General features: G+C 34.7%; 9 protein-coding genes. All 9 read left to right on the top strand.

Annotated features, from left to right (window positions below; translation table 11 throughout):
* Nucleotides 1-5: 5 nt before the first annotated feature.
* The 9 genes from QNH29_RS28645 to QNH29_RS28605 all read left to right on the top strand — a co-directional run bounded on the left by QNH29_RS28645 (nt 6) and on the right by QNH29_RS28605 (nt 14686).
* Nucleotides 6-3539 carry a CgeB family protein gene (locus tag QNH29_RS28645; protein ID WP_283862625.1) on the top strand — a complete coding sequence of 1178 codons (3534 nt, stop codon included), beginning with the start codon at nt 6-8 and terminating at the stop codon, nt 3537-3539.
* Between the two features lie 12 nt (nt 3540-3551).
* Nucleotides 3552-4544 carry a glycosyltransferase family 4 protein gene (locus tag QNH29_RS28640; protein ID WP_283862624.1) on the top strand — a complete coding sequence of 331 codons (993 nt, stop codon included), beginning with the start codon at nt 3552-3554 and terminating at the stop codon, nt 4542-4544.
* A 73-nt stretch (nt 4545-4617) separates the two neighbouring features.
* Nucleotides 4618-7323, top strand: a complete 2706-nt coding sequence (locus QNH29_RS28635) for a heparinase II/III domain-containing protein (protein ID WP_283862623.1) — start codon at nt 4618-4620, stop codon at nt 7321-7323.
* Nucleotides 7324-7341: 18 nt separating this feature from the next.
* Nucleotides 7342-8619, top strand: a complete 1278-nt coding sequence (locus QNH29_RS28630) for a nucleotide sugar dehydrogenase (protein WP_283862622.1) — start codon at nt 7342-7344, stop codon at nt 8617-8619.
* Nucleotides 8616-9419: an ABC transporter permease gene (locus tag QNH29_RS28625; RefSeq protein ID WP_283862621.1), complete on the top strand. Its 804-nt coding sequence runs from the start codon at nt 8616-8618 to the stop codon at nt 9417-9419. Before QNH29_RS28630 ends, QNH29_RS28625 begins: the two co-directional genes overlap by 4 nt.
* A 15-nt stretch (nt 9420-9434) precedes the next feature.
* Complete coding sequence (gene tagH / locus QNH29_RS28620) at nt 9435-11069, top strand: teichoic acids export ABC transporter ATP-binding subunit TagH (protein ID WP_283862620.1); 1635 nt, start codon at nt 9435-9437, stop codon at nt 11067-11069.
* Nucleotides 11070-11144: 75 nt separating this feature from the next.
* Entirely contained in the window at nt 11145-12149 is a 1005-nt protein-coding gene (locus QNH29_RS28615; protein WP_283862619.1) for a serine O-acetyltransferase, read from the top strand.
* A 37-nt stretch (nt 12150-12186) separates the two neighbouring features.
* The gene (locus QNH29_RS28610) at nt 12187-13212 is read left to right on the top strand and encodes a hypothetical protein (RefSeq protein ID WP_283862618.1); all 1026 of its coding nucleotides are present in this window, start codon (nt 12187-12189) and stop codon (nt 13210-13212) included.
* 70 nt (nt 13213-13282) lie between these two features.
* Nucleotides 13283-14686 carry a right-handed parallel beta-helix repeat-containing protein gene (locus tag QNH29_RS28605; protein WP_283862617.1) on the top strand — a complete coding sequence of 468 codons (1404 nt, stop codon included), beginning with the start codon at nt 13283-13285 and terminating at the stop codon, nt 14684-14686.
* The last annotated feature ends 16 nt before the right edge of the window (nt 14687-14702 follow it).

Below are 14702 nucleotides of genomic sequence, written 5' to 3'. Positions count from 1 at the left end.
CAAATATGAGTAATGGAATATCAAATAAACTAGAACAAATAAATAGAACTAGAAAATGGTTGAATCAGGGCTATAATCCACAGTTTGAAAGAAAATCTGTTGAAGAAATAGGAAATACAGGCTGGTATAAACAGATAGACGCTCCTGTTACATTCGACCATTTAACCAGTACGTTTTATTCCGAACTAGAAAGCAATCAACATGCTTACTTTTCATTTAGAGAGCAAAATACAAAGTTCTCTTTATCACCAGCAGAAAAGCCCCTAAATTTACAACCCAATCAAGAGTATCAGGTTTTCTTTAAAGGATTGAAGGATGAAAATATAGCTATTTCTATGATTGCTATATTTTACAAGGATGGAAACAGAATCGAAGATCAAACGATTGCTCTTAATAAGGGTACTTCTATCCACGTTTCTAATGACTTTGACAATATTAGGCTTGCTATCAAGGTAATGGGGACAGGTAATTTTACAATTGATACTATTCAAATTGGAGATATCTCTGTGTGGGAAACGACTAAGAAAGGCAACAGCAAGTTTCTTCGCTTAAGTGGTTCCAATTGGTATGCACCTAATACGAAAGAGATTACTTTTGAAAGCTTACATTCTTCCTTCTATATTAATTTAGAAAAAGGAAGTCATTTATATATCCCGTATCGAGAAGCAAACATAAATTTTAATAACGCTCCTCAAAATCCTATTGAAGTCAAGAAAGGCGACAAGCTATCCGTTCTTTTTGAAGGAGAAAAGGACTTGCAGCTTGATGTTAAGCTTTTCCTAATCTTCTACAATAACGAAAATGAAAAAATAGAAATCCAGCAAATTGACCTAAATAGTAAAAAGTTAGTTTTACCAAATCCTGATGCAGTGAATATGCGGATTGCTTTAAGAGTACAAGGAACTGGAAACTTCCAGTTAAATGCTATAGGGGTATCAGGAGTGGGTTATTGGCTTTCAAATAGGATAACCACATCTGAAACGAGTTATCCAAAGTATGATTATGTGTTTAATGTAGACAAAGAGAACCTATTTGGCTTATACAAGGATAATAAAATATTAGTTCACAATGAATTCCATTGCTTTGAATCCTTGCTGACTGCAAAACAATATCGCTACTTACCTTGTATCGAACATGTTGATATTAATGAGGCTCCAAAAAAATCCTTATTAATCCCGAAACCAAAGCATTATTATGAAATATTTCCATATGCTAACCTGTTCGAAGATGTTAATTTAGAGCTATTTATACTTTGCTACAAAAATGACAGAAGAATAGACATTAAACAAGTTCCATTTAATCAACAATCCATCATTAGTTTCAGTGATGATACTACTGATATTAAAGCAATAATAAGAGTGAATGGGACAGGTGTATTCCAAAATATTCGAATTAATATAGATGAAAAAGAAATTGAGACGACAAATGAATTAAAGATAGAGTTGAACAAGGAAAGCTGGTTCCCATCTAACAAATTAATCACCATAAAAACAGAGAATACAGGTTTAGTGGTGGAATCAACTGCTGCTGGAGACAAGCGTGCCTATGCAGCGTATAAGGAGAAAAATAATAGTTATGCGACTCCGCCTGTTTCGCACCTGCTGCCGATAAATAAAGACGCAGTATATGAATTTAACCTCCGTGTTCTAGTACCTGAAGGAGTTCAATTTATTCCAATGGTAGTTGAGTATGCCGGAGAGAAGAAGTTAGAGGTATATCAACTCAGGTTAAATACGGCAAACACGTTAAGATTCCACCCTGATACTACAGATATCCGGATTGCCTTTAGAATTGGCGGTGCAGGAACCGTAACAATTGAAGAATTTGACCTGAAGGAAATGCTGGTCTATCCAGACACTGATCGGACTGAATTTATAGATAATCGTGAGCCATATGAACTTAAATTAGTAAATCCAAAGCCGTTAAAGAAACTAAAAATGGCCGTTATTTTTGATGAATTCACAACAGCCTCATATGCAAAAGAGTGTGAATTAATCACCTTTACACCAGATAACTGGTTAGAAATCTTAACCAGCAATAAACCAGATTTGTTAATGGTTGAGTCTGCGTGGGTAGGGAACAACGGCAGCTGGAACAAACTCGTTGGCTATTATGGTGAAGATAACATGAAGTCATTGTTTAGTTTGATAAAATGGTGTAACGAGAACAACGTTCCAACGGTATTCTGGAATAAAGAAGATCCGGTGCACTTTAATCGTTTTATTAAAACTGCGATTAAATTTGATTATATTTTTACAACAGACGAGAGAATGGTCCCAAGCTACAAAGAACAAGCGGGTCATGAGCAAGTATATGCACTTCCATTTGCAGCACAACCTGCGATTCATAATCCAATAAAGATTGTCGAAGAACGGGAAAATAAAGCTTGTTTTGCTGGCTCTTATTATCGTCACCATGAAGAACGTGCAAGGGACATGGACAGGGTTTTAGATTATGCGGCTAAGTACGGTTTAGACATTTATGATCGTAACTTTGAAAAGAACTTAAAAGGTTTAATGCCTAATCATCGATTCCCAGAAAGACTTGAAGAGAATATCAAGGGAAGTCTCAAGTATTATGAGATTGATAAAGCTTATAAAGGCTACAAAGTCATGATCAATGTGAATACGGTTAAAGATTCTCCTACGATGTTCTCACGCAGGGTATTTGAAGGGTTAGCTTCTGGTACACCTGTTGTAAGTACGTATGCGAAAGGTATCGAAGAAATTTTTGGTGATTTGGTCTACATTTCAGAGAATGAGGAAGAAATTGATAAAGCCTTCAAAGAATTGCTTACAAATGATGAGGTGTATAGACAAAAGTCAATGATAGGAATTCGAGACGTTTTAAGCAAACACACATATACAGAAAGATTAAAATACATTTGTGAAATTGCTGGAATTCCTGTCTATTATGAACTGCCTAAAGTTACGGTACTAGCACTTATCCACTCAAAAGATGAATTTTATAGGGTACTTCAGCAATTCGAAAACCAGAAATATGAACATAAAGAACTTTATCTATTAGTAGATACGTTTGATGGTTATCTTGAGCTATTCCAAAAATATAATACGAAATCAGTTAAAACGTTTATTCGAAGCTATATGCATAAATATCAAAATATCCTGGAATGGATTGATAGTCCATACATCACTTATTTTAATAAAAATGATTTTTATGGAAGTAATTACCTATTGGATTTAATGTTAGCAACTACCTTTACGGATAGTGATTTCATTGGAAAAAGTGCACATTATAAATATGAGAATAAGGCAGTAATAGAACAGAATGCCAATGCTGAATATGAATTTGTCACATCATTACAACCAGCTTCTACTGTCGTTAAAACGGAAGTATTCTCAAAAGAATCGCTGCTGGATGTGCTTAGTAAGCTGGAAAATGGTACCGAGTATACTTCTTATTTAAAGTTCGGAAGACAATTGTATAGTAATGATAAATTTAACTATCTGGCTAATGCTTTTGACGGTAACCAAGGCGAGCAGTTAAATAATAAAATCTTAAAACAAATAGAAATATGAGGCTTGATATAAATGAGTAAAGTAAAGATGGTTATTGCCGGACATGACTTAAAATTCGTGAACTTGATCATTGATTATCTAGAAAAAACCAATAAGTTTGAAATTCGCTTAGATAACTGGACAGGTCATAACGTTCATGATGAGAAGTACAGTAAAGAATGCCTTGATTGGGCTGATTTAATTATCTGTGAGTGGGGCTTAGGGAACGCTGTTTGGTATTCCTCCCACAAACGACCGCATCAAAAATTAATTGTCCGTATGCATAGACAGGAATTAGATACTGCATACCCCCGTCAATTCACGATTGAGAATATTGATGCAATCATTGCCATTTCACCATATGTTTATGAAGAATTTTACCGTGTTTTCAAATTACCACGGGAAAAGACCAGAATGATTTACAATGTGTTGGACGCTTCGAAATTGGACAAGCCCAAAACAGATGCGGATTACCATTTAGGAATCATTGGAATTGCTCCAAAAATGAAAAGACTCGATCTAGCCTTAAATGTTTTAGAAGAGCTATGGGCTTCAGATAAGCGATACAAATTGTTTATTAAAGGAAAATTACCACAAGAGTATCCATGGTTATGGAACAAGGAAGAACAACGAGAATACTACGAGGAACAGTTCAAGAGAATCGAAGAAGCTCGGTGGAAAGACGCTGTTAGTTTTGACGGATACGGCGATGTAGATGAATGGCTTCAAAAAATTGGATTTGTTCTATCTACAAGTGATTTTGAAAGCTTCCATTTAGCACCAAGTGAAGGAATGGCTTCAGGTGCTATTCCATTAATCCTTAAATGGGATGGAAGTGAGACCATTTATAATCAAGAGTATTTGTATGAAGATATCAATGGATTTGTTAATCGTATACAGGAAGTTAATAAGATGGAATCTACAGAGAAACTACGGCAGGATGCGAAAAATTACGTTAAGCGATTCGATATTGAAACGGTAGGGAAACAGTGGGTAGACCTTGTGGAAGAAATCCTATCCAATTAGATGGTAATTATTTTACATTTAAAAATAAAAATAACATAGTAAAATGGGAAGAGTCGAGGGGGGGAAAACTAAAATGATATTTAATCCTTCTAATTTAAGTACGGACAGGCTAGATGCCATTCTAGGGGCTTTGCCGAAGAGTAGAAATAAGGATTATCTACTAGCTGCAAATAATATAGTAGATAAAAATTCTTATACCTTACCTCCATTTGGAGTAGTAAAGTTCTCTAAATTGATTGACTGGAATGATAATCGTTCAAGAAGTTTTGAAAGGTTGATTCATGGATTTACCTTTCTAGGCTGTTTAACTGACGCCTATAAAGAAACGCTTGATTTGAAATATATAAACAAAGGTATGGAGTTAATAAGTGATTGGCTGGGGAAACATTCATACCAACTCAATAAAGGTACGATGGCCTATCACGACGAAACAACGGCACTTCGTTTACAATACTTATTAAAGTTTTATATATATGCGTGGAACTTTATCACTGAAAGTGACAGAGAAAAGATTGAAACAAGAATGTGGGAAACAGCCGGACTGTTGAGTGAGGAGCATTTTCATGCAACTAATACCAACCATGGGATGTTTCAAGATATTTCTCTTTTACTGTTTGGATTTTACTTCGATAATGGCAAGAACACTCTTAGCAAGCGTTATATTAATCTAGCTGTAAATAGATTAAAGGAATACTTTTTTAGTGTTTTCACGGAAGATGGAGTTCATAAAGAACAATCGCCGAACTATCATATGATGGTGGCACTAAATATAAAGAAGTTAGTTTCGTGGATGGAAGAAATTGATCCAAGGATTAGCGAGGATTTTGTAAGGTTATTTGATAAATCTGAGGAATATTCAACTTATATTATCCGTCCGGATGGTAAATTTCCTCCTATGTGTGATACGGAGTCAATACCTGTTAACGCTAGCAGTTACGGTTCGTTATATACAAGTGAAACGTATAGATTTGCGGTCTCATCAGGTAAAACTGGTAAAGCACCGAATGAGAATGTGAAGGTATTCCCAGAAGCAGGATATGCGATTTTCCGCGATGATTGGATGAAAAAGGAAAAGGCGACATATGTGCTGTTTTCTGCTGCCTATAATGCAAATTATCATAAACATAGTGATGATTTAAACCTTACGATTTATTCCGGCGGTGAAATTATTACTGAGGCAGGACCAAATGGTTATAACTATCAAGATCCATATACAAAATATGCGTACTCTTCCTTTGCCCATAATACGCTCATTGTCGATGGCAAGGGACTGCCTCGTACCGACGGTAAATTCGATAGTGTTTACTTCTCAGACTATAACGTTTCTGAGGATATAAGCGAAGTAACGGGAGTCAATAAGCGTTTCGAGAATGTTGAACATCAACGGAATGTAAAATATCAACGCAGCAATAATTCCATTTTTGTTAATGATGAAATAATGTCAGATAAGAAACATGCATATAAGCTGTTATGGCATGTTGCGCCAGATGTACAAGTACATCTTCGTGATCGAATGATAGAGCTGTTCCGAAATGATGAAAAGGTGATGGAAATAGAGGTTTCCGCAAACGCTCCTTTTTCTATTAGAACGGTTAAGGGGCAAACATTGCCAATTGTATTAGGGTGGAAGTTTCCGAAAATGGAAGCAAAGGAAATGCTGACAACAATAGAAGTGGATTTAAGCGGGGAAAATGTTAGTTGTACCACTGAGTTTAGATTAACAGATTTCAAAATACCGAAACGTGATAAAGCGCCTTTTGCTTTAGAAAAGGAATTTAAGTCTCTTAGAAGTGTTCGATATCATTTTGAACCAGCTGCATCGGAGAAACACAAAGACCAGTTGTTTGTGGTGTTTTCAGCACTTGGAACTAGATATAGTTATTTATATAATTATATGAGCACATTAAAGGACATACCTGCTAATAAGCTATTTATCTTGGATGACTTTGGTGACCAAGGATCCTATTATTTAGGGAAAAATAGAGACTATAGTATAGAAACCTCTGTTGTTTCATTAATTCACTATATTATGAGACAAAATAAAATAAATGCTGAAAATGTAACCACAATGGGGTCTTCTAAAGGTGGATATACGGCACTTTATTATGGTATAAAATACTATTTTGGTAATGTTATAGCTGGTGCACCACAAAGTAAGATGGGATCTTTCTTGCTAAAAGAGGCGAACCATCCAAATATAGCACAGTACATTGCAGGCGGTACGGAAGAGGCAGATTGCTTGTATTTAGATGACCTTCTCTTTAAGGTTATTAATCAGCCATCGGAATTTTCTCCGAACCTCCATATTTTCGTAGGGAAAAATGACCATCACTATCAAAATCATGTTATGCCATTATATAACGTTTTGAAAGATAGAGGTTTTAAAGTAGATTTAAAGGTTTCAGAAGGGGTTAACCATGAAGAGTTAAAAGTCTACTTCCCTTATTATCTATTAGGAAAAGCAAAAGAAATACTTGGTATTGAGTTAGATGGGAAGACAGATGTGCTTCCACAACAAAGTGTCTTAAAAATTATTAAATTACCTATCTCAGCGGATGGCAGGAAAATTAAGGTAGAATCTGTAGTTAGTGGATCAGGACTTAAATATGCCTTTTATATCTATAAAGATAATGAAGTATTGAAAAAGTACTCTTATACAAGTGAGTCAAAATTGGAACACAATGTTGATTCAAGCGGCGTATATTTTGCCAGGGTTTATGTAAGAGACCAGTTCGGAGCCCAAACAGCTATGAATACAACAAAGATCACAATAAACTAATAAAAGGATGGTAGAGAAATGAAACTAGTAACGATTGGCTTAGGTTATATAGGATTACCAACTTCAATTATGTTCGCAAAACACGGTGTAGAGGTTGTAGGTGTAGATGTTAAACCAGCGGTAATCGAATCTTTAAATAGTGGCAAAATTCATATTGAAGAGCCTGGCTTACAAGAGGCACTTACAGAAGTAATTGAGAGCGGAAAGTTTAAGGCTTCCCTAACTCCAGAAGCTGCAGATGCATTTATTATTGCAGTTCCTACTCCCAATAATGATGATTTATATAAATCTTGTGATTTAACCTATGTATTAAGCGGTGTGAAAGCAGCACTTCCATATGTACAGAAGGGGAATGTCTTAATCGTAGAATCAACAATTGGACCAAGAAGTATGGATGACCATGTTAAGCCGTTAGTAGAAGAAGCTGGCTTTGTAGTGGGTAAGGATATTTTCTTAGTTCACTGTCCTGAAAGAGTACTTCCGGGTCAAATTCTTCACGAATTAATCTATAACAACCGTATTGTAGGCGGAATTACACCTGAGTGTACTGAAGCGGGTGCAATGGTTTATAGCACGTTTGTTAAGGGCGAAATCATTAAGACAAATGCGAAAACAGCAGAAATGTCTAAGTTAATGGAAAACACATTCCGTGATGTAAACATTGCATTGGCGAATGAACTTACAAAAGTATGTAACGAGTTAGAGATTAATGCTCTTGATGTAATTGAGATGGCTAATAAGCACCCGCGTGTAAATCTTCACACACCAGGGCCAGGTGTTGGCGGTCACTGTTTAGCTGTTGACCCATATTTCATCGTAGCAAAAGCGCCAGAACAAGCACAATTAATTAATCTAGCAAGGACTATCAATACTTCTATGCCTGAGTATGTAATAGAAAATATTGATAGATTAATGGAATCAGTAGAAGGAAAGAATGTTACTCTATTTGGTTTAACATATAAGGGTAATGTTGACGATATTCGCGAGAGTCCAGCGATGGAAATCTATCAAATGCTACAAGTACAAGGAAAGTACAACGTTCGTGCGTACGACCCACATGTTGAGGAAGACTTTGTTATTGAAAACATTAATGATGCAGTTCATGCTTCAGATCTAATTGTTGTTCTTACAGACCATAATGAGTTTAAAGAAATCAAACCAGAAGAACTTAATGGCATGGCTCATAAGAGAATCTTTGATACTAAAAATGTAGTCGGCATGATTCCTACTGAAGTAGAATACTACAACTTTGGAAACCTTTATAAAGCGACTAAGAAGGAAGCAATTACTATATGAGATTTGTTTTACAAGTCCTAAATGAACAATTGAAAAATGTTCACCTTATTTTCCGATTAGCTATTTATGATATAAAAGGAAAATACCAGTTACACTACTTAGGGTGGCTATGGCAATTTTTAAATCCTGCTATCCAAGTGGCTTTATATTGGTTTGTGTTTGGTTTTGGAATCAGGAAGGGGTCTCCGGTTGGGGACACTCCTTTTCTGATTTGGCTTTTAGTAGGATTAATCCCATGGTTTTTTATAGGTCCTACGATGATGCAAGGCTCCAATAGTATTTACTCAAGAATTAGCTTAGTCTCAAAGATGAAATTCCCAGTAAGTATATTGCCTTCGGTTAACTTAGTAACCAATGGCTTTAATTTTCTGGTTATGATGATAGTATTAGTCATATTACTGTTTATTAATAATATAAATTCTGGAATTTACTTACTGCAGCTTCCTTATTATTTATTTTGTTTATTTACTTTTTTATTTGCTACATCACTCTTATTTTCAACAATTTCAATTATTATTAGAGACTTTCAGATGATTATTCAGTCGGCAATGAGAATGATGTTCTATCTATTACCGATTGTATGGAAAATGGATAACCTGCCAACTATCTATATAAATATATTAAAATTAAATCCCGTTTTCTACTTAATACAAGGATTTAGAAATACATTTCTTGGACAAGGTTGGTTTTTTATAGATATTAAGTATACTTCTTATTTCTGGAGTCTTACTTTACTACTGCTCTTTTTGGGTTCATATATGCATATTAAATTTCGAAATAAATTTGTAGACTACATTTAATCGGAGGCTTATATTATGAAGCCAAAAGTGAAATTTGAAAATGTTTCAAAAAGCTATACCCTTTATGAGGGGAAATTTGATAAGTTGTTAGATCTATTTAAAACAACAAAACGAAAGAATAAAACCTTCTATGCACTTAAAAATGTATCGTTTGAGGTATATGAAGGTGAGACAATTGGAATTATTGGTGTGAACGGTTCTGGTAAGTCAACACTGTCCAATTTGTTAGCACAAGTTTTACCGCCTACATCTGGGAAAATCACTATTAATGGCGAAACATCTCTTATTGCTATTTCAGCAGGATTAAATAATAATTTAACCGGCATGGAAAATATTGAAATTAAATGTTTAATGCATGGATTAAAAAAAGAAGAAATAAAAGAAATCACACCTAAAATTATTGAATTTGCTGATATAGGCGATTTTATTAATCAACCTGTAAAAAACTATTCAAGTGGAATGCGTTCACGTTTAGGATTTGCTATTTCGGTTCATACAGATCCGGATGTCCTGATTATTGACGAGGCACTATCCGTTGGAGATGAAACATTTTATGAAAAGTGTTTAGCGAAGATGGAAGAGTTTAAACAGCAGGGAAAGACCATTTTCTTTATTAGTCATTCCATTTCGCAAGTTCGTTCATTTTGCGATAAGGTTATTTGGTTACATCATGGAAAAGTACAAGATTTCGGAAGAATCGGTAAAGTGATTAAAGATTATAAAGATTACATTTCCTGGCATAAGGGGCTTAGTCCTAAGGAACAGAGAAGATATAAAAATGAAATGATGGCAAAGCAATTAGTGAACGAAGAAAATGATCCTTCTACAGGAAACAATCAAGAACTTTCAAGAAGCCGATCCTTACGTAAGTCAAAGGTGCCGGAGGTAAAGGAAAAGAAAAATCTTCTGCTTGGGGCTTTATTTATCTTCTTTATTATTAATGCATTTTTATTAATTAATAATGGGGTTACGAGTGATGAAAAAACGGCTGAAGCTATTGGAAGTAAGGAAAAGGTCACTGGTAAAGAACAATCAGCGGCTGATTCCTCAAATAAAAAAACAATCATAAACAGTGATGGCCTTGTCATAAAGAATGGCTCAGATGTTTATGAAAAAGTTGAAAAAAAAAGCCCAATTCGTAACTTGTCGTTTTCTGAAAAGGTCTATGTCTTAGAACAAAGTGATGATTTATATAAAGTTAAATTGGAGGATGGAGTGATAGGATACACACAGGAGGGTAATATTAAATTAATGGACTCTGAAGTTAGTGATAACGATATTACCATGAATGATATGTTATCCATTGCTCCAAACTCTTTTAAAAATGCTTATCAATTTTATCTATCCTATATTGGCTCAGAAGAAGAGGTTATAAAGAATAACCTTAATGGGTTAAGTGGTGTAGTTGAAGTAAGCTCAATGATAACTTTACTCGAGTTTAGCGGCGGCGATATTCAATATCGAATTGAAAATGGAGTAGCTGACGCAATTATAATAAACAATATTGATATCGAATCAGAAGATTTTATGGAAGTAGTTCAGAATGCTTCATTAATAGATGAAGAGGAAAATTATTCTCTTATAAATACAGATAACAATAAAATTATTATAAATAAAAGTGAAAGATCAATAATAATAGAAGAACGATAAAATACCCCACCTTGAATAGGTGGATATTTTGTGTATTGCCAAAGATTGTGAGATTACTGTAAGAGGTGTTATGGGATGGCCATTAATGTAGAAAAATTCATTACAAAATTGGTGAACTTTTTTCAGCTAAAGGTTGAATGTAAGGCAATTGGTGAGCAATTAAAGTATGCATTCTATCTATACAAGGATCAAGAAATTATTGAAAAGGTCGCTTATTCAGACAATCCGAGTATCTTATTTAACCTTCAGGATAAAGGGATTTACTCTGTGCGAGTTTTTATTAAAGATAAACAAAATAATAAAATTATCAACACGAGTGAAAAAATCACATTTAATGGTTTTAAGGACAAAGCTTCTCCTATTGGTAAACCAGAGGTGGCTATTTACGGGGTTTCAAGATTAGCTGCTGCGGTTAAAGCAATCCTGGAAACAAAATATAAGGTTTCTTTTTTTATTGATGATGACATGGAGAAATGGGGACAATCATTTTTTAATGTAAAAATTATTGAACCTGCATATGCCGAAAGGTTAGATCATTTAAAGATTGTTTATGTAGATCCTAAAAACGAAAGAATAAATGATCAATCTGATATCTTTACTTCCATTTTTGTACCAGATAATTTAGTGACTAAAACAATGTTTGAATTAAGTTTGTTAGAGCTTTACGAAATTGCAAAATACTGTTACTCAAATGGGTTGCTATCCGGGGCAAAGCTAATTAAGCGCTTTATCCATTTCCGTTTTAGTTCAGTTGTGCCTTATACCGCTGAGTTAGGAGAAGGAACTAGATTTGGATATGGAGGAATTGGAGTTGTCATACATACGAAAGCAAGAATAGGAAAAAATTGCGTAATTGGACAAAATGTAACCATTGGTTCACGCGGTGAAACGCCTATCATAGGAGATAATGTTTTTATTTCACCTGGGGCTAAATGTATTGGCGGAAGAATTGGTAACAACGTAATCATTGGTGCGAATGCTGTTGTGACTAAAGATGTACCTGACAATTGCGTTGTTGCTGGTGTACCGGCAAGAGTTATCAGTACAGATATAGAGAAATATAAGGGGTATTTTAAATAAGAAACATTAAATTAAGAGAAACAAAGGGTGGGTCAATTTGTCTTCAATTTCGGAAATGATTAAAGAGAATGAAAAGGTCTTTAATGGTGCGATACCCATTAAATATTATTTATCCCTTTCAACAGAAGAATGTAATCACTTAATTATTGGATTTTCAGGCTTCAATGGGAAAGAATCTACAGGTGAGCCAGCTAGATATAACTATGTGAAACAGTTGAAAAACTTTAATTGCCACCAACTTTATATCTTAGATAGTTACGAGGATCACCCATGTTATTATCTTGGGAAAAATAAATCTCTAGATTATGAAGTAACCGTTATGGCCTTAATTAATTATATAGCAAATCGGATGCGAATTCCGATGTCAAATGTGATTACGATTGGCTCAAGTAAAGGCGGCACCGCTGCTTTGTATTTTGGAATGAAATACAGCTTAGGTCATGTAATTGCTGGAGGAATGCAAACAAAAGTTGGCGACTACCTTTGGCTAAATAAATACACCCGAGATACAGTATTAAAGTTAATAACGGGCGGCAATGAAGAAAATGATCGACGATTCTTAAACCGGTTTTATGACAAAATCTTTTTTAATCCGAGGAAAAATACAGAATATAATATCCATGGCGGTTCTGGTGATCATCATTTTATTAATTATGGAAAACCTTTTATTGAAAATCTGAAGAAGTCTAGAATCCCTTTTAACTTAGATATACAAGAATACTCGGATCATGGACTAATCGGTACATACTATACACCTTTTTTACTGAACCAATTATCCAGAATTACGGGGAAGATAGCTGTTTCAGAAGCTCTGTTAGAACAAGAAGGAAATGAGTTAAAAGTTAGCTGCAGGATTTCAGACTCTTTAAAAAATGATTCATCGGTCAGATATGCCTATTATTTCTTTAAAGGGAATGAAAATGATCCTTTTGAAAAGGTACATTATAGTAGAGCAAACACCTGCAAGGTACAAATTAGAGAAGCGGGGAATTACCGGGTTAGGATATACGTACGAAATGAGAAGGGAATTGTAAAAATTGGTGCAAATCCAATTGTAGTTTAAGAGGTGAGTCATAGTGGATATGAAGTCCTCTCCATTCATCATCCACTAATATAAGAAAGGGAGAGTTTCCATGAAGATCAAGAGTAATGCAATAATAGTAATCTTGCTTTTTATTGTAACAATTGTCGTCTCTTATTTTACATCAGAAGAGAAAATTCCCACATTAAAGTATGAGGACCACCCGGTTGAGAGTAAAGATTTAAGGGAATCCGAAATAACTGAATTATCTCAACATAGACCAGAGGATTTTGGTGCAAATGGGTTTGATAACAAACCAGATACAAACTCTCTTCAAAAGGCGATTGATCATAGTGATACCCTTCTTCTAAAAGCGGGGGCAAGATATATCATAGATCAACCTTTGGAAAGCAGTCATACAATCACCATTAAAAGTGAGGATAGTGACAGGCCGGCTATGATCATTCAAAAAAGTAGTGAGAGTGCTATTCTAATTAACAATGTAGAAAATATATCTACGTTTGTATCAAAAAAAATAGCCTATGATCAACCTTACGTTGAGTTAAATGATACGAAGGGAATAGAGCCGGGTGACTTGATTCATTTAGTCTCATCTAAACTTTGGTTTTGGGATAATAGAGGCTATCTAAAAAAGGGTGAATTGCATAGGGTAAAAAAAGTTGAAGGTAAGAAAGTCTATTTAGATAGCAATACCAATGGAAAGTACAATGTAGGAAAAGATGAAAGTGTCGAGGCTAAAATTTATCCCCAAATATCTCTAGAATTAAGCCATGTATCGTTTATGCATCCTACTCCATTAAAAACGGTAATGATAAAGGTGAATTATACCATCGATGCAAAAATCAATAATGTATCCGTAACAAATTCAAAGCTTCTTGGAATACAACTGAAAAACACCTACAACTCTGTCGTGAGTAATGTGAAGATTAACCTAGGTACAACAAAAGATATTACTTCCGGATATGGTATACAGGATTGGGGCGGCAGAGGAACATTGATCACAAACAGTTCATTTGCTAGAGTACGACGGGGTGTAGACTTTTCTGGTGATACACCTTCACGATTTGGAACAGTTGCAAATTCAATAGCCTATGGGTATAAAGATGGTGTTCTTGCTAGTGGAAATAGTGGTTTCGGAACACATTCAACTGCCGATCATATAACATTTAAGAACAATTATGTGAAAAATTTTAGCTATGGATTCTTAACGAGGGGTACAAACATTACTGTTGAGAATAATGTACACGAAGGTTTTAGCAGAAGTTTCATAGCCGTTTCTCTTGGTAATCATGTGAATATTTTAAATAACTCCTATAAAAGCATAAATAAAAGTTCCCTAGAAGGATTTATTATGTTACTAGATTCATATAAAGGGACCATTAACGCTTCTGGTAATAGTATAGAGGGTTTAAAAGGACCGTTTATTAAAGGGAAAACAGAAAATTTACAAGATTTTACAGTGAAAGATAATAGAGTTATAAAACAACAAGAGTAAGAGAATTGAAGAAAAT

The sequence above is a fragment of the Neobacillus sp. DY30 genome (assembly GCF_030123065.1).
In the GTDB taxonomy this organism is placed as follows: Bacteria; Bacillota; Bacilli; order Bacillales; family Cytobacillaceae; genus Neobacillus.
This window is presented reverse-complemented; position numbering and strand designations above follow the sequence as displayed.

Excerpts from the sequence above, each read along its gene's own strand:
- QNH29_RS28615 (WP_283862619.1), top strand. The coding sequence starts at position 11,145 with ATGGCCATTAATGTAGAAAAATTCATTACAAAATTGGTGAACTTTTTT.
- QNH29_RS28630 (WP_283862622.1), top strand. The coding sequence starts at position 7,342 with ATGAAACTAGTAACGATTGGCTTAGGTTATATAGGATTACCAACTTCA.
- tagH (WP_283862620.1), top strand. The coding sequence starts at position 9,435 with ATGAAGCCAAAAGTGAAATTTGAAAATGTTTCAAAAAGCTATACCCTT.
- QNH29_RS28645 (WP_283862625.1), top strand. The coding sequence starts at position 6 with ATGAGTAATGGAATATCAAATAAACTAGAACAAATAAATAGAACTAGA.
- QNH29_RS28640 (WP_283862624.1), top strand. The coding sequence starts at position 3,552 with ATGAGTAAAGTAAAGATGGTTATTGCCGGACATGACTTAAAATTCGTG.
- QNH29_RS28625 (WP_283862621.1), top strand. The coding sequence starts at position 8,616 with ATGAGATTTGTTTTACAAGTCCTAAATGAACAATTGAAAAATGTTCAC.
- QNH29_RS28605 (WP_283862617.1), top strand. The coding sequence starts at position 13,283 with ATGAAGATCAAGAGTAATGCAATAATAGTAATCTTGCTTTTTATTGTA.
- QNH29_RS28635 (WP_283862623.1), top strand. The coding sequence starts at position 4,618 with ATGATATTTAATCCTTCTAATTTAAGTACGGACAGGCTAGATGCCATT.